The following is a 16,659-nucleotide window of genomic DNA, read 5'->3' on the forward strand; positions in this document are numbered from 1 at the left end:
TTTTTCGCACTGAGCCATGCAGCTCTGTGCGCTTATGCGGTATTAGCAGCCATTTCTGACTGTTATCCCCCTGTATAAGGCAGGTTACCCACGCGTTACTCACCCGTCCGCCACTAGAATTAAATTAAATCGACCGAAGTTTCAATAAGATAATTCCCGTTCGACTTGCATGTGTTAAGCACGCCGCCAGCGTTCATCCTGAGCCAGGATCAAACTCTCTGATAAAGTGTTTGATTACTCAAGACAACCAACTAGCTATCTCTCGTTTTACTGTTTTTGGTTTATTCAACCGTTCTCAAATAATGAAGTTCGTTTCTTACGAACCGAACCGCATTCGCATCTTTCGATGCTCATGTGTAAAGAATTTTCGAGAATCGTATGTGTTTCACTGTTTAGTTATCAAGGTTGTCTGTCTTTGCGACAGCTTTTACATTATATCAGCCGATTTCCATGTTGTCAAGAACTTTTTTATTTATTTTTCAAATTCTTTTTCAACAGTTCGCATCAGCAACTCTGATATAATATCACATTCATTTATCTCTGTCAACAACTTTTTCAACTTTTTTTAGTTTTAATTTTGTTTCTGAGAAAATAGAAATCCGCCTCATTCAGAAGCGGATTTATCATACCATTGTTTTTCGTCTGCGTCAAGCACCTTTTTACATTTATTTACATTTATTTTTTATTTACTTATTTTCCGTAAAATATATTCATAAAGATTTTAATCAGAATATCCTTATCATACAAATAATTTAACAAAGGATCCTGCATGATAAGTTTCAGGGCAGTATCTCCCAGTTTCGTATTGCACAGAACGGTAAATACTAAAAACAAAATCCAGATCATAATCACAAATTTTACGCCTCCCAGCAATCCCCCTGTGATTTTGTTTACCCCACGGATCACAGGAAGCCCAGCGATCAGATTTGTAGCCCAGGTAATACATCTTATGAACAAAGTTGCCAGTATAAAAGAAATCAAAAAGGAAATTCCATTTACTACAATTTGCGCCAGGTATCCAACGACATAATCTGAAAATGTATTCACCGAAAGATATTGATAAACTGATGAATTATTATTCTCTGTCAGCCCGCCGGACAACAGATCCGGGAACTCCAGATCAGATATGGCGTTCTCCTGGCTTTCTTCTGTCACAGTCTGGGCTTTTATTCCCTTTTCTTCTGCAAATTTGCTGCAGTTTTGCTGTATGGTTTCATATATAGATGTGTTTTCGCGGATATAGTTGTTCACATAAGGATTAATAAACCACACCAGAACAATAGACAGGACTACACATATCAGTGAAACTACTTCACGGATCAATCCGCGTCTGTAACCGTGCAGGCAAGACAGGATCAAAATTGCAATTGCAATAATACCAGGCCAGGTTATATTCATATTATTCCTCCTATCCCAGCTTGATCACATCTACACCACTATCCAGAACGAGCAGATATCTGTTCCACCCAATCTTAAAGAAATCCTTAATGGTGCCGTCCACTGATCCCATATATTTCTGAACTCCTCTGCTGTTCATTACACATATCTGTGAACTGTTATACATCAGAATATTCCCACCGCTCAGTTTAATTGTAGTATATGGAATATTAAAATTCTGTTTGAATTTCAGATTACCATCTGTAGAATACACTTCCATCGTGTACTGCTTATCCTTGCTGTCATTCTTAAATACAAGCCCTATCATATCGTCATCGAAAAAGGTGCTGACAATTTCCTTTTCCACTTCCACCGTTTTACCTTCTTTAGGAATCTGGCTTCCCTGGTAAAGAGTAAATCCATTATCTTTAAGCGCAACAGCGCGTCCCTTTTCCAGATATTGAATTTGGGGAATCACCACACCTTCATATTTATAGCCACTGACAATACGGTCATCTTCATTCTGGCCTACATCCCCAAAATTATAAAAAGCCACATAGCTGGTCGTATCATTCCCATCCACAAACTGGTAAGTAACCATCATGATAACCCCATCATCTGAAATAGCAACATCCAATGGATAACCAGGATCATCTACTTTCGTCTGGTTTTCTGCGATCAGACTTCCGTCTGTACTATAGAAATCAATCCAAGTGTCATCGCCTCCATCCAAAATTGCAGCAACCAGACCGCTTTTGGACACTCTGGCTTTTATAATACTGTAAGAAGTAGTAACGCTCCCTGTTTTGCCGGATTTATCGTAAATCTCCAGGGTAGTCCCATCTTTATCTGCTATTACTGCACGATTTCCTTTCACATCAGCCACAGGATTCTGCATTTGATACGTCTCACTCCAGATCGTATCCATACTATCCGAAACCAGAGACACTCCATCCGGACTATACCGTAAAATATCTCCATTCATTTCCACATAGCTGGTAGATACCACATCCTCCTGCTCACTGGATTTAACTATCTTATAATTATGGTAACTTCGTTTCTCCACATAAACAGCCACAGCTGTCACAGCCGCTACGAGCACAGCTGCTATGAGCACAGTTTTTTTCACAACACTTCTTTTGTAGCCGTTATGCGAATTTTCACCATACTCCCGTCCTGTGCTTCCCTGTTCTCTGGCAAGCCTTGCTTTTTCGGCAGCCAGTTTTTTCTTTTTATGTTTTCTCATCATTTTTTTTATTGTATTTGCCATTTTACCCTTACCCTGCAGTATTTTAGTCGAACGGATATACTCCGCATTTACCTATCATCATTGATCATTCTGCAATCTGCAGCTGCCACAATCCGGAATTTATTATAACACATATATCTAAGGTAATACAATTACTTGTCCGGGATAAATGATTTCATCTTCTTTTATACCATTCAAAGCACAAATCCGACTTATTTCCTTTGCATCACCATAACGTTCCAGGCTAATCTGAAAAAGAGTGTCTCCCGGCTGTATCACATAAGATTCATGGACAGATTCTGAAGCAGCTGTTTCGTTTTCCTTTTGCAGCTCCTCCCGCATTCTTTTCTGTGCTTTTCTCGTATCTGCCTCTTCTCTGTAAATCTGCTCTGTTTTATCAGACTGATCAATTTCTCCTGTCTGATTCGCTGGTTTGGGAGTCTGTTGTACAGAAACTTCCTTTTTTTCATTTTCCTTACTCTTTATGGTTTTCTTTTTTATTTTTTCGTTATCTGTAGATTTCTTTTCTATCTTCGGGGTTGGTGATGGCGTAATTTCTTCTATAATCACAGAGGACGCAGTTTTACTTTGATCCTGAGAATATCCAGGGTTCTGAAAATTCCTGTAAAAATTCATTCCCACCGTCAACACAGCAATTGCCAGACACACAGGCACTGCATAGGAGAAAACTGAAACTGTATTTTTTTCTTTTTCCTCCTTTGTTTTTTCCGTAATGATCTTTCTGAAATCCTTCACAGCCCTGTCTTCATATTTTTCTGTCAGGTCCAACTGAAGCTTCTCGTTTTTCTCCACCATATAATTTTGCATACAGATATTTTTCTCATAATACAGATAATAACCTTCCAATCGTATCATAGTATTGTTCTCATAACGAAAAAAAGCATCTTCGCTTTCCTGAGGTTCCATAAGCATCAACACCTTTTCTCCTCCGAAATGCTTCAGATGTACTTTTTCCAGAAGTTCTGTTGCCTCCATAGATATCCGTGGTTGAGAAAAGAACCAGCCAACAATCTCCTGATCTTCAAAATATTTCTTTTGGTCTTCGTGAATCTGTTTCCATACCTGTCCGGAAAAGTCCACATGATCTACAGCAGCCTCCATATCTTCTGCCATAACAGCTCCTCTGATAAACAGATATGCTGTTCCTGTCTTCCATTTTATTTCTCCTATAAGTACAGCAACCCTTCCCTTCTGTACCTCCTGGTTTTCTTCTGTCCTGGCCAGCCTTATCAGAAATGTATATACATAATCCTCCATATAGATTTTGTATTTTTCTCCTGCCACTCCTATCTGCCTTATATTTCTGGGCAGGCAAAATCCTTCCTCCCCCTCTTGTATATCTGGATTTTCCTCCTTATAAATTACTTCTATCATTTCCAAATCACCCCTTCGGCTATCAGAATAGCATACAGAAACTGCGGATTTTATCAGATTGTAAGAGCAATCTCCAAAAACTTGCCGACAGATTTTGCATCATGCATAAATAGCATTCATTAAGGATATGATAAATCAGACAGAGACTCTCTTGATTTCTCTGTTCACAGACATATAAGCAAAAACAATAGTAAAGCCGTAAATAAACAGGAGAAATTTTATGGTGTTTTATGTAAACTCTCAAAAAAAAGAATCCTCTAGCGAAATTGCCTTTCTTCTAAGAAAATGCATTCTCCATCATCCGGGGCCATGGTCTGAACTGGTCTTTCTCTGCATAGGCAGTGACCGCGTAACCGGCGACTGTCTAGGGCCTTATATCGGTCATCAACTGAGCCAGAAGGAAATACACGGAGTTTATGTCTACGGAACTCTGTATCATCCTGTGCATGCTCTGAACCTGGAAAAGGCATCCGACTTTATCCATACCCATCATCCCCAGGGCCTTGTCATTGCCATCGATGCCTCTCTGGGCAAAAAAAAGCACCTGGGATACGTGACCATCGCAGATGGTGCACTTTACCCAGGTGCCGGAGTCCAAAAAGAACTTCCTCCTGTAGGTGATATCCATATCACAGGAATCGTAAACATTGCAGGTATGCTAGAGCAACTGACGCTTCAGACAACCCGGCTGTCTACAGTGATCTCACTGGCAGATACCATTACACAGGGAATCTTAAATTATACAAATTCTTTGATCTGTTTGTAGATGCCTTCTGCATCCAGACCATATTTCTCAAGAAGAGCTGTTGCTGGGCCGGATTCTCCGAATACATCATTTACACCGATACGCTTTACAGGCACAGGTGCTTTTTCAGACAGGCATTCGCATACAGCTCCGCCAAGTCCGCCAATTACAGAATGTTCCTCTACAGTTACAACTTTACCTGTTTCTTTGGCAGCTGCAACTACAAGTTCCTCATCCAGAGGTTTAATTGTGTGGATGTTGATCACTTTTGCATCTACACCGTCTGCTGCAAGCTTCTCTGCTGCTTCAAGGGCAGGAGCTACGCAAAGACCGTTTGCAATAATGGTAAGGTCTTTTCCCTCACGAAGAACAATACCTTTACCTAATTCAAATTTATAGTCCGGTCTGTCATTGATAACAGGAGCTGCCAGACGTCCAAATCTCATATATACAGGTCCAACATGCTCATAAGCTGCTTCTACCATAGCTTTGGCTTCAATATCATCAGAAGGGCAGGCAACAACCATTCCAGGAATTACTCTCATAAGAGCGAAATCCTCACAGCACTGATGAGTAGCACCATCTTCACCTACAGAAATTCCACCATGAGTAGCACCGATCTTTACGTTGATCTTCGGATAAGCAATAGAATTACGAACCTGCTCAAAAGCACGTCCTGCTGCGAACATTGCAAATGTGCTGGCAAAAGGAACTTTTCCTGTTGTAGCCAGACCAGCAGCAATACCCATCATATTGCACTCAGCAATACCGCAGTCAATATGACGTTCCGGGAATTCTTTTTTGAACATACCTGTCTGAGTAGCTGCAGCAAGGTCAGCGTCCAGAACAACCAGGTTCTCATGTTTCTTACCTAATTCAACCAGTGCAGCACCGTAGCTTGCTCTTGTTGCGATCTTCTTTACTTCTGACATAATGCTTCACCTACCTTTTCTAAGTCTGCCATTGCCTGTGCATACTGCTCATCATTTGGAGCTTTGCCATGCCATCCGGCCTGGTTTTCCATGAAGGAAACGCCTTTTCCTTTAACAGTTTTCATAATGATTGCTGTAGGCATTCCTTTGGTAGCCTTAGCTTCATCAAAAGCTGCCTTTAACTGACCCATATCATTTCCGTCTGCAACGTTGATCACATGGAAGTTAAATGCTTCAAATTTCTTATCGATCGGGTATGGAGAACATACATCGTCAATCTTACCATCGATCTGAAGTCCATTGTTATCTACGATCACTACAAGGTTGTCCAGTTTTCTGTGGCCTGCGAACATAGCAGCTTCCCATACCTGGCCTTCCTGGATCTCACCGTCACCTAATAAGGTGTATACACGATAGCTTTCGTTGCTTAATTTAGCGGAAAGTGCCATACCTACTGCTGCAGAAATTCCCTGTCCAAGAGAACCACTGGACATATCAACACCCGGGATATGCTTCATATCCGGATGTCCCTGTAAATAAGATCCCAGATGACGAAGAGTCTTCAGGTCTTCTTTTGGGAAAAATCCTCTTTCTGCAAGTGCAGAATAGTATCCTGGTGCTGTGTGGCCTTTGGAAAGTACAAAACGGTCACGGTCAGCTTTTTTAGGATCCTTAGGATCAATGTTCATTTCTTCAAAATATAAGTATGTGAATACATCTGCTGCAGACAGAGATCCGCCCGGATGTCCTGCTTTTGCAGCATGTACTGCTGTAACGATATCCTTGCGGACTTCGTTTGCAATTTTCTGAAGTTCTAATTTTTCCATTATTATAAATTCTCCTTATTCACCAAATACGGCTTTATAGTCGTTCTGGAATTTCACAATACCAGCATCTGTCAGAGGATGTTTTGTCATCTGGACAATTACATTGTATGGAACAGTTGCAATGTCAGCACCTGCAAGTGCGCAGTCTGTTACATGGATTGGATTTCTTACGCTTGCAGCGATGATTTCTGTCTCAATTCCTGCTACTTCGAAGATCTCAGCGATCTCACGGATCAGATCTACACCTCTTGTAGAAATGTCATCAAGTCTTCCAAGGAACGGAGATACATAGGTAGCGCCTGCTCTTGCTGCCAGAAGTGCCTGGTTAGCTGAAAAGATCAGAGTAACGTTTGTTTTGATTCCTTCTGAATGAAGAACTTTAACTGCTTTCAGGCCTTCTACTGTCATAGGAATCTTAACTACCATGTTCGGATGGATTGCTGCAATAGCACGTCCTTCTTTGATCATACCTTCAGCGTCTGTTGTTGTAGCTTTTACTTCACCGCTGATCGGTCCGTCCACAATAGATGTAATCTCTTTAATTACTTCTTTGAAATCTCTTCCTTCTTTTGCGATCAGAGATGGATTTGTAGTAACACCACAGATCACACCCATATCATTAGCTGCTTTAATATCCTCTACTTTTGCTGTGTCAATAAAAAATTTCATCTTAAAAACCCTCCTGTTTTTTGCTTGATTACGTTGATATCCAGAATTTCTCTGTTGATAACTTCATTATAACAAGCTTCCGGAAAAGGTCAATCCCTGTGAAATTTTATTAATAATTTTTGTATTAATAATGTATGTTTTTATAAATAATGATTTCTACCTGTTCCTATGCATTATTTCTGTCCAACTGATAATTCTATATGTCAGACTGGGACATTCTGCGCAGCTGTTTGAAATAGTTTTTATCAGTTCTTACACCAGCCCTTTACATTATTAATAATATTTTTTTGAAAACATATTTAATTATTTTTTTCCAAAGGGTTATTTCTGACATGAGCATAACCTGTAGTGCGTCTTGCCATTAGTTTAGGAGTATACTCAATATTATACAGGCTGATAGGAGCTGTGTCTGTAAGAAACTGCTCCTTCGCATCAATTTTGCGGATTATGATATCGCAGGCATCCTGTCCCTTAAGTGCTACAAAATGATCAATGGTAGTCAATGAGATCCTGCGGATCCCGGAATAAAAAATATTGTCACATCCAATCACCGACACATCTCTGGGAACATGCACCTTTGCCTCATGCAGTGCATCCAGTGCACCTATAGCCATCATATCATTCTGTCCTGCAATAGCAGTAAACTGGCGCCCCTCCTGCAAAAGCTCCATGGTAAGCTCATAGCCCATAGAATATTCAGAATCCATTCTGGGGATCTGCGAATCTATGGACTCATCTGCTGCTTTAATGATCACATGATCCTTCAGCCCCTCTTTTTCATATTCTTTTACAAAGCCATTCACCCGTTTGGTTCTCTGCCATTGTCTCTTTGTCAGTGGCGGTGTAATAAATGCCACATCCCTGTGTCCCAGATCCAGCAAATGTCTTGCCATAAGTCTGCCCACCACGGTATTATCCTGATTAATGGCATCTACAGTAGTAGTTTTCTCTTTGTTACTGATAATAACAAGGGGAATTGTCTGTGCCATTTCCTCTACCTGCAACTGAAAATCCGGATTTGGGTTGCAGCTGTAGATAATTCCCTGAGGCTGCAGTGTCTGCATCATCCGCAGATATTTTTCCTCCAGCCTGGGGTCTCTCTGGGTATTACAGATAAAAACTCCATACCCCTGTTTATCCGCCACTGTCTCAATCCCCTGTAAAAGCAATACATAATAAGGATTGGTAATGGTAGGGCAAAATACAACGATCAGCCTGTCCTTTTTACTTTCTTTTTTGTTTCTGCGGCCAGGAAGCTGATATCCCAATTCTCTGGCTGCCATCTCCACTTTCTCTACGGTTTCCCTGGAAAAAGAAACATTATACTTTTTATTCAGTACCATAGATACCGTAGCCTGAGACACACCAGCCTTTTTAGCCACATCAGAAGATGTTGCTTTTTTCTTTGCCAAAGGGCTCCCTCCTTTGCATCAAAGTTCCACTCTTCCTTCCAGGGCACGAAGCAACGTCACTTCATCAATATACTCCAGGTCTCCGCCTACAGGTACTCCGCTGGCAATCCGGCTCACTCTGATTCCGGTAGGTTTGATCAGTTTACTGATGTACATAGCTGTGGTTTCACCTTCCAGGCTGGAGTTCGTGGCAATGATCACCTCTTTGACCTCATCTTTGGTAAGGCGCTGCATCAGTTCCTTGAGTTTGATATCATCCGGCCCTATTCCCAGCATAGGAGAAATAGCTCCGTGAAGCACATGGTAAACTCCTTCAAATTTTCCCGTCTTCTCATAAGCTGCCAGGTCTCTGGTATTCTCCACAACCATGATCACAGAGTGATCACGTTTGGAATTCGCACAAATAGGGCAGATTTCTTTATCTGTCAGAGTATAACAGCATTTACAATACTGCACATTCTCTCTGGCATTTACAATGGATGCAGTAAGCTGTTCAACCTGATCTCTGGGCATATTCATAATATGAAAAGCCAGCCGTTGGGCTGATTTCGCTCCAATTCCCGGCAAATGGGAAAGCTGCTCGATCAGCCTGTTAATATGACTGCTGTAATATTCCATCAGAATGGAAGACCTCCTCCAAGTCCGCCCAGTCCTCCTGTAAGTTTGGACATCACTGCTGTAGATTCCTCTTCCACCTTACGAAGCGCTTCATTGGTCGCTGCCACGATCAGATCCTCCAGCATTTCAATATCGTCAGGATCTACAACCTCTTCCTGCAGTTTTACCTTTATCACTTCTCTTTTACCGGAAATAGTCACTTCTACAGCTCCGCCGCCTGCAGCAGCTGTAAATTCCTTTTCTTCCAGTGCTTTCTGGTTCTCTTCCATCTGGCGCTGCATTTTCTGCGCCTGTTTCATTAAATTATTCATATTTCCCGGCATACCCATGCCCGGAAATCCTCCACGTTTTGCCATGGCGGTATCCTCCTCAATTTCATTCACTTTCATTTTTATTCTATTTCATCAGGATCCTCTTCTGTGACTATATCCATATGGATATTCTCGCGAATCGCCTGATCTACGCTTACCTGTGCCAGGTTGGTATGCTGATGCTTATTGGCCACCAGCATCTGGATCTCTACGGATTTTCCTGTCTGTGCTGCAATAATATCCTGCAATTCTTTCACTGCTTCCGGATTATCCACATAAGTCTGTCCCAGAAAATCCTGAAACTCTACATACAGAACAGATTCTCCTGTCTCTCCATTGTATTTCGGCACAGATTTCTGCAGCATCTGCTTAAACATTCCTGTAGTCTGTCCGATAATCGTTCTCCATCCGGTTACGATTTTCTGCAGATCCTCCGGAGCTGCTTTAGCAGGTGCAGCCTGATGGTTTTCAGGGTTATCTCCTGATATATCCGGTCTTTTTTCTCCACTGCTCTGAACGATCACCTGCTGTACCGGTCTTTCATCTATACGCTGTTCCAATACTCTCAGACGATCCAGAACTGAATCCAGATTGGTCTCCATTGCAGGACGACATAGCTTGATCAGGGCAATCTCCACCAGGACTCTTTTCTGGGCAGCATAACGGATCTGATTCGACAGATCCGAAAAGATACGGATATAACGCATCAGTGTTTCCACATCCAGCATTGTACTCTCTTCTTTCAGAAGCTTCATATTTTCAGAAGAAACATCGATAGCCTCCTCTGGTTCCTCGGAAGTTTTTACAAGAAGCAGATTTCGCATATACCACGTAAAATCCCCTACAAACTGTCCTAATTCTCTGCCGCCTACAATTAGCTCCTCCAGAATATGGATAGAGCCGGTCACATCCCCCTGGATCACTCGCCGAAGGAGTTTGCTGAATACCTCTGTGTCCACAGCTCCTAGGACTTCCAGAACCTTATCATAGGTCAGGGTCTGTCCCAGATAAAAGGCAATACACTGATCCAACAGACTGAGAGCATCTCGCATAGAGCCATCTCCGGCCTTGGCAACATACCGGACTGCCTTCTCTTCTGCCTCCACTCCCTCAATATTCAGAAGTTCTTCCAATCTGGATGCAATGGTATCTATGGTAATCCTGTGAAAATCATACCGCTGACACCTGGACAGGATCGTAATAGGAATCTTGTGTGCCTCTGTTGTGGCCAGAATAAAGATCACATAAGATGGCGGCTCCTCCAGTGTTTTCAGCAGAGCGTTAAACGCCCCTGTGGAAAGCATATGAACCTCATCAATGATGTAGACTTTATATTTTCCCTCTGTGGGACGGTAGGATACCTCCTCCCTGATCTCACGGATATTATCCACACCATTATTGGAAGCAGCATCGATCTCTATCACATTCATGGCAGTTCCTGCCTGGATTGCCTTACACATGGCGCACTCGTTGCAGGGACTTCCATCCACAGGATGCTCACAGTTCACTGCCTTTGCCAGGATCTTAGCTACTGTGGTTTTACCTGTACCTCTGGTTCCGCAGAACAGATAGGCATGACCAATACGATTATGCTTAATCTGGTTTGTCAGGGTAGTTACTATATGATCCTGACCCTTAACATCCGCAAAATTATCTGGTCTGAATTTCCTGTAAAGGGCAGTATAACTCATGAATTCACTCCTGTTCTATAACATTTCTGATAAACCATACAGTCAGAATCAGTCTCCAAAGCTGATACCGATCTGCTTGGCAGCAAGTACCAGCTGATCTTTCGGAGAAACCATTTTCAGCTTGCCTGCACATTCCTCCAACGGAATACGTTTGATCTTGCCGTTAACCACACCGATCATCACGCCGTAAGCTCCATCCACAATAGCCTGGGCTGCTCCTGCACCGATTCTGGTGGAAAGAACACGGTCATAAGGGCAGGGCTCTCCGCCTCGCTGTGTATGTCCCGGAACAGTAACACGCACTTCGCTTCCAATCTCCTGGAAAATCTGATCTGCGATTTCATAGGATACAGATGGGTATTTCTTTGCTCTTGCTTCCAGTTTTTCTTTGTATTTCTTTTTCGGAAGTTCTGCATCTTCTTTGGAAATCGCACCCTCAGCAACTGCAAGAATAGTAAAACGCTTGCCTGCTTTCGCACGTTTCTGGATTGCTTCGGTAACCTTCTTGATATCATAAGGAATCTCAGGGATCAGAATGATATCTGCACCACCGGCCACACCTGCATGAAGAGTAAGGCTTCCAACCTTATGTCCCATGATCTCTACAATAAACACACGGCCATGAGAAGAAGCTGTGGTATGGATACAGTCAATGGCATTGGTCGCAATGTTAACTGCACTCTGGAAACCAAAGGTCATATCTGTGCCATAAATGTCATTATCGATGGTCTTCGGAAGATGAATAATATTCAGCCCTTCCTCACGAAGAAGATTGGCTGTCTTCTGCGTACCATTACCTCCCAGGATAACCAGGCAATCAAGGCAAAGCTTATAATACGTCTGCTTCATAGCCTCAACTTTATCCAGTCCATTTTCATCCGGAACACGCATCATCTTGAATGGCTGTCTGGAAGTACCCAGAATAGTACCTCCCTGAGTCAGTATGCCGGAAAAATCTTTAGATGTAAGCATACGGTACTTTCCATAGATCAGTCCCTTATATCCATCATCAAATCCATAAACTTCCAGTTCATCCACACTATTGGACAATCCCTTAACAACGCCTCGCATAGTTGCATTTAAAGCCTGGCAGTCGCCACCGCTGGTAAGCATACCAATTCTTTTAATCATGATAGTATCCTCCATTTCATCCGCTTTGCTACTTGCCCATAACCAAATAACTGCTTGCAGCTGATTCGGTTAAATTTCTGTATGATCACAGAAACAGTAGACCGCATGTACTCTCAATATTATATAATATTTCCCTTTTTCACACAATAGCGTTCCAGAATTTTCTGCAACTTACCCTGAATGTATTGACAAAACGCTCTCCAGACTATATAATAAATTCCGCGCAGCCGGGGAGATAGCGGTGCCCTGTACCTGCAATCCGCTACAGCAGGGGTGATGCCAATCTGAGGCTTGTATCTTGTGGAGCTGCCCTCTATAAGTGGCGTTGACGTTTGGGTCTTACGCAACAGGAATCTGTGAACCGTGTCAGGGCAGGAATGCAGCAGCACTAAGCAGAAGCTCTTGTGTGCCGTGAGGGTGCCTGGACTGAGTTAACTGTAGAGGTAACGTCTGTGAGACCATTCCGAGGTGCGGCGCGCAAAAAAGAATATTCATGATGCGAATCATCATATAAAATAAAAAGCATTCTAGATTTTATCTTTACGATAATCTCCTGAATGCTTTTTTCTTTAATCTTCCACAGCTTGCACCCTGCTTTTATTTTTGTACTTCTTCATCACATGAAAATAGTATGGAACCAGCGGTACCAACGCGGCAATCCAGGCTGCTGGATCAGCCATGCAGACTCCTGCAAAAGAAGTATGTCCCGCGATCAGTACAACGATTCCTGCTCTTGCTACCAGTTCGAATACGCCACCTATCATTGGCACAAGTCCATATCCCATTCCCTGAAGGGTATTTCGATATAAAAAGATACTTCCAAGAAATGGATAAGCCCAGAATACCGTTCTGAAATATGTAACGGATACCTGCACTACATCCTGTTCTGACGGATCTACGAAAAGGTAGGTCAGATATTTTCCAAAGAAAAACATCAGGAGCATGACGAAGATACTCCATCCCCAGATCATTAACTGCGTATAGCGCACGCCCAGTTTCACACGATCCATTTTACCGGCGCCACGATTCTGTCCCACATAGGTTGCAATAGTTGCACCAAAGGATGTAAATACTGTGACAAAGATATTCTGAATCTTACCTGCCGCAGAGAATCCTGCCATATGTATAGGTCCGTAAATATTGACCGCACCTTGAACGATAATCGTTCCGATGGCAGTGATGGAAAACTGTAGTCCCATAGGTATTCCAAGTTTCAGAAGTCTGCTAAAACTATCCCAGGATATCTCGAAATTCTTTCTCTCCAGGTGAAGGATTGGAAATCTTTTTACAATATAGATCAGACAGCATACTGCCGAGATTCCCTGCGCGATCACCGTCGCATATCCGCAGCCTTCCACGCCCATTCCAAATATTACTATAAATACAACATCAAGAATTACGTTGATCACTGCTGAGATAATAAGAAAGTACAGTGGTGATTTCGAATCTCCCAAAGCTCTTAAAAACGCCGCAAGAGCATTGTAAGCACCTGTAACAATAAGTCCGGCGTAAATAATTCCCATGTATGCAGTTACATCATTAAATACTTCTTCCGGTGAATTCATCAAATGCAGGATCGGTTTATTTGCCAGACCGAATCCTATCGTCATTGCAATAGAAAATGCTGCCATCAGGTAGATGGACATTGCGACATAATGTCGCATCCTGTCAAACCTTTTAGCGCCAAACATCTGCGCTACAATAATTGCGAATCCACTGCTAAGCCCATTCAACCAGCCTGTTACAAAAAACATCAAAGATCCGGTGCTTCCAATTGCCGCAAGTGCATTTACGCCGATAAATTTTCCGGCAACGATCGAATCCGCAATGTTATAAAACTGCTGGAAAAGATTTCCCAGACACATGGGAATCATAAATTTTATGATCAGACTCACCGGATTGCCGATTGTCATATCATTTGTTGTATCTCTTTTCATTCTTTCGCCTCAAGCCTCTCCTGTTCTAATTTTCGCGCTGCTTTTTCCTGTTTCTTTTTCTCACGAAGTCTTTTGAAGAAATCAGACAGCATTGTGGAGCATTCTTCTTCCAGAACACCCTGCGTAATTTTTACCTGGTGATTAAACCCCTCTACCTGCAGAAGATTCATAACTGAACCCGCACAGCCTGCCTTAGCATTCATACAGCCAATCACAACTTCATCAATTCTGGACTGCACAAGCGCTCCGGAACACATCTGGCATGGTTCCAGAGTTACATACATCGTGCATCCTTCTAACCGCCAGTCTCCCAGCTTTCTGCTGGCCTTGCGGATTGCATTTAATTCCGCATGAGACAAGGTATTCTTGTCCGTATTCCTCCTGTTATATCCTCTGGCTATGATTTTTCCCTCATAAACAATCACACAGCCAATGGGAACTTCATCCAATGCCTCCGCCTTTTTTGCCTGACGTATAGCTTCTTTCATAAATTTTTCCTGTTCCGTCACCTGCTCACCCCCTGTTCTGTCAATGATTCCAAGCACAAAAAAAGCCTGAACACATAATGTCTTCAAGCTTTCTTCCACGCAATCGAAGCGACGGGATTCGAACCCACGACCTCTGCGTCCCGAACGCAGCGCTCTACCAAACTGAGCCACGCTTCGCTAATGCAAAAACTATTATATTAGTATTTTATTCTTTTGTCAACAAGTTTTTTCAAGTTTTTTATTTTTTTGTTTTTTTCGAATATTTTCCCATGAATTACATATACATTACTGAATCAATGAGCATGGAGGTTTTTTCATGTCCGGATATCGACGTTTTGTTGCATATGTATATGAATATCTGAAAGGAAAAAAAGAAAACAACTGCGGATTTATCAAAGTCGAAGAGCGGGAACAGCAATGTAAAATAGAGCTGCATCTGCATTGCCCGGGACTCCCGGCAGACCTGCCGTGTAAAATTTACGGTTTTATCCGCAAGGATGGTCTGATGAATGGAATCCTTCTGGAAATCCTAAATACCAGACCAGATACTATTGAGGGTTTCATTGAAACAGATTCTGCCAGTATGAACGCTTCCGGAATATCTCTGGATCAGTTAAACGGAATGCTCTTCCTCACAGAATCCGGAAGCTTTCTAGGAACCCAATGGGATGACCTGCCTATCCGTCCAGAAGATTTCCGGGAAATAAAACCTGATCATCAGTCCGAACCGAACGTTGCGGCAGCCGAACAGTCTGAAGATCAGTCCGAAGAGCCACCAGAATCCCCGGTAGTTCTGACCCAACAAAGCGCAGAGCAGATGGTTTCCTCTCAATCGGCTGTTCCTCAGGAATCCACAGTATCCTTTCCCTATTCACTTCAGGATTCTTTTGTACCCTTTACAGACGGCTGGCTTACCAATGCCTGGAAAATCCAGCTAAACGATCTGCGGCATTTTCCATCGCAGCATAACTCCCTCCGGAATAACCGTTTCATACAATACGGATTTTACAATTTCGGGTATCTGCTGCTGGGTATTACCTGCCAGGGACAATATATCCTTGGCGTCCCCGGATGCTACAATCAACAGGAAAGTTTTATGGCAGGTATGTTTGGATTTTCTTATTTCCGGGAAAGCAGTCAGATCCAGCTTCCTCATTCCAAAGGAGGATACTGGTATTGCTCACTCTATCCCCCGGATTTCCACTAAGGATATTGTCTCTTTTAAAATTTTCCGAAAGGCCTGCAATTCCGACAGGGTATAACTTCCAAATCCAGGTTTAAGGACTCCGTCCGAGTCCTTATATGCCTGGAGATAATATTCCTTTGCGCCCTTGAGCCACTGTCCGATCTCCCGGAAATCCTCCTCAGTATGAAGCTCTTTTACCACAGTGGTCCGGAACTCATAATCTAATTGTCCATGAAGCAAAAAATTCACTGTTTCGCTGACCTTGTCAATTGCCGGAGCTGAAACCCCGGCTAATCTGGAATAATGATCCGGCCCGGATTTAATATCAACAGCAACCTTGTCAATGAGCTTTACTTCTGCCAGATGCTTTACCACCTCCGGTCTGGTACCATTGGTATCCAGCTTAATCAGGTATCCCAGATCTTTGATTTGTTCTAAAAATTCTTCCAGGTCTGCTGCTAATGTGGGCTCTCCTCCCGAAATGCATACTCCATCCAGAATCCCTTTCCTTTTTTTCAGAAAAGCCAGGATATCCTCTCTGGCATAATCCGGTTGTTCCTCCGGATGCAGCACCAGTACACTGTTCTGGCAGAAAGGACATCGGAAATTACATCCTCCCAGAAATATGGTACTGGCTACCTTTCCCGGATAATCCAGTAAGGTTGTTTTATTAAATCCGCAGATTCTCATG

General features: G+C 42.6%; 16 protein-coding genes, 1 tRNA gene, 1 rRNA gene and 1 other RNA gene. 3 read left to right on the forward strand and 16 right to left on the reverse strand.

Annotated elements, in window-relative coordinates; all coding sequences use genetic code 11:
• The 4 genes from H8Z82_RS06030 to H8Z82_RS06045 all read right to left on the reverse strand — a co-directional run.
• Positions 1-225 (reverse strand): 16S ribosomal RNA (locus tag H8Z82_RS06030); the annotation flags it as partial.
• 465 nt (positions 226-690) lie between these two features.
• Positions 691-1,398: a CvpA family protein gene (locus H8Z82_RS06035; protein ID WP_186994580.1), complete on the reverse strand. Its 708-nt coding sequence runs from the start codon at positions 1,396-1,398 to the stop codon at positions 691-693.
• A 10-nt stretch (positions 1,399-1,408) separates the two neighbouring features.
• Positions 1,409-2,623: a DUF5711 family protein gene (locus H8Z82_RS06040; RefSeq protein ID WP_243176405.1), complete on the reverse strand. Its 1,215-nt coding sequence runs from the start codon at positions 2,621-2,623 to the stop codon at positions 1,409-1,411.
• A gap of 141 nt (positions 2,624-2,764) precedes the next feature.
• Positions 2,765-4,021, reverse strand: coding sequence for a LysM peptidoglycan-binding domain-containing protein (locus tag H8Z82_RS06045; RefSeq protein ID WP_186994581.1), 1,257 nt, complete (start codon positions 4,019-4,021; stop codon positions 2,765-2,767).
• A 220-nt stretch (positions 4,022-4,241) separates the two neighbouring features.
• Here H8Z82_RS06045 and yyaC point away from each other — a divergent pair, with 220 nt between their 5' ends.
• Entirely contained in the window at positions 4,242-4,787 is a 546-nt protein-coding gene (gene yyaC / locus H8Z82_RS06050) for a spore protease YyaC (protein ID WP_186994582.1), read from the forward strand.
• Here the strand turns inward: yyaC and H8Z82_RS06055 are convergent.
• From H8Z82_RS06055 to H8Z82_RS06090, 8 genes are all read right to left on the reverse strand, one after another.
• The gene (locus H8Z82_RS06055; protein WP_019160571.1) at positions 4,760-5,698 is read right to left on the reverse strand and encodes a transketolase family protein; all 939 of its coding nucleotides are present in this window, start codon (positions 5,696-5,698) and stop codon (positions 4,760-4,762) included. The genes yyaC and H8Z82_RS06055 overlap by 28 nt on opposite strands.
• Positions 5,686-6,525 (reverse strand): transketolase, encoded by an 840-nt coding sequence (locus H8Z82_RS06060; protein ID WP_186994583.1) that lies wholly within the window; start codon positions 6,523-6,525, stop codon positions 5,686-5,688. The genes H8Z82_RS06055 and H8Z82_RS06060 overlap by 13 nt, the downstream gene beginning before the upstream one ends.
• A 15-nt stretch (positions 6,526-6,540) precedes the next feature.
• Positions 6,541-7,194, reverse strand: coding sequence for a fructose-6-phosphate aldolase (gene fsa, locus H8Z82_RS06065; RefSeq protein ID WP_019160569.1), 654 nt, complete (start codon positions 7,192-7,194; stop codon positions 6,541-6,543).
• Between the two features lie 299 nt (positions 7,195-7,493).
• On the reverse strand, positions 7,494-8,606 hold the full coding sequence (locus H8Z82_RS06070; protein ID WP_173742616.1) for a LacI family DNA-binding transcriptional regulator: 1,113 nt from the start codon (positions 8,604-8,606) through the stop codon (positions 7,494-7,496).
• 18 nt (positions 8,607-8,624) lie between these two features.
• Positions 8,625-9,224, reverse strand: coding sequence for a recombination mediator RecR (recR, locus tag H8Z82_RS06075; RefSeq protein WP_019160567.1), 600 nt, complete (start codon positions 9,222-9,224; stop codon positions 8,625-8,627).
• Complete coding sequence (locus tag H8Z82_RS06080) at positions 9,224-9,580, reverse strand: YbaB/EbfC family nucleoid-associated protein (RefSeq protein WP_026076869.1); 357 nt, start codon at positions 9,578-9,580, stop codon at positions 9,224-9,226. The genes recR and H8Z82_RS06080 overlap by 1 nt, the downstream gene beginning before the upstream one ends.
• A 35-nt stretch (positions 9,581-9,615) precedes the next feature.
• A complete protein-coding gene (dnaX, locus tag H8Z82_RS06085; RefSeq protein ID WP_186994584.1) occupies positions 9,616-11,226 on the reverse strand; it encodes a DNA polymerase III subunit gamma/tau in 1,611 nt (536 codons plus the stop codon).
• Between the two features lie 48 nt (positions 11,227-11,274).
• On the reverse strand, positions 11,275-12,357 hold the full coding sequence (locus H8Z82_RS06090) for a 6-phosphofructokinase (protein ID WP_019160564.1): 1,083 nt from the start codon (positions 12,355-12,357) through the stop codon (positions 11,275-11,277).
• A gap of 219 nt (positions 12,358-12,576) precedes the next feature.
• Between H8Z82_RS06090 and ffs the strand changes: the two genes are divergently transcribed.
• An RNA gene (gene ffs, locus H8Z82_RS06095) (signal recognition particle sRNA large type) lies at positions 12,577-12,831 on the forward strand.
• Between the two features lie 95 nt (positions 12,832-12,926).
• Here ffs and H8Z82_RS06100 read toward each other — a convergent pair.
• From H8Z82_RS06100 to H8Z82_RS06110, 3 genes are all read right to left on the reverse strand, one after another.
• A complete protein-coding gene (locus tag H8Z82_RS06100) occupies positions 12,927-14,294 on the reverse strand; it encodes an MATE family efflux transporter (RefSeq protein ID WP_019160563.1) in 1,368 nt (455 codons plus the stop codon).
• On the reverse strand, positions 14,291-14,869 hold the full coding sequence (tadA, locus tag H8Z82_RS06105) for a tRNA adenosine(34) deaminase TadA (RefSeq protein ID WP_081584334.1): 579 nt from the start codon (positions 14,867-14,869) through the stop codon (positions 14,291-14,293). Before tadA ends, H8Z82_RS06100 begins: the two co-directional genes overlap by 4 nt.
• 16 nt (positions 14,870-14,885) lie before the next feature.
• Positions 14,886-14,959, reverse strand: a tRNA-Pro gene (locus H8Z82_RS06110).
• A gap of 139 nt (positions 14,960-15,098) precedes the next feature.
• Here H8Z82_RS06110 and H8Z82_RS06115 point away from each other — a divergent pair.
• Positions 15,099-15,989: a DUF6128 domain-containing protein gene (locus H8Z82_RS06115; RefSeq protein WP_186994585.1), complete on the forward strand. Its 891-nt coding sequence runs from the start codon at positions 15,099-15,101 to the stop codon at positions 15,987-15,989.
• On the opposite strand, the gene H8Z82_RS06120 is transcribed toward H8Z82_RS06115, so the two are convergent.
• The gene (locus H8Z82_RS06120) at positions 15,963-16,658 is read right to left on the reverse strand and encodes an anaerobic ribonucleoside-triphosphate reductase activating protein (protein ID WP_186994586.1); all 696 of its coding nucleotides are present in this window, start codon (positions 16,656-16,658) and stop codon (positions 15,963-15,965) included. The two genes, H8Z82_RS06115 and H8Z82_RS06120, sit on opposite strands and share 27 nt — an antisense overlap.
• Position 16,659 lies beyond the last annotated feature (1 nt).

Source organism: Blautia difficilis (genome assembly GCF_014297245.1).
Classification (GTDB): Bacteria; Bacillota; Clostridia; order Lachnospirales; family Lachnospiraceae; genus Blautia_A; species Blautia_A difficilis.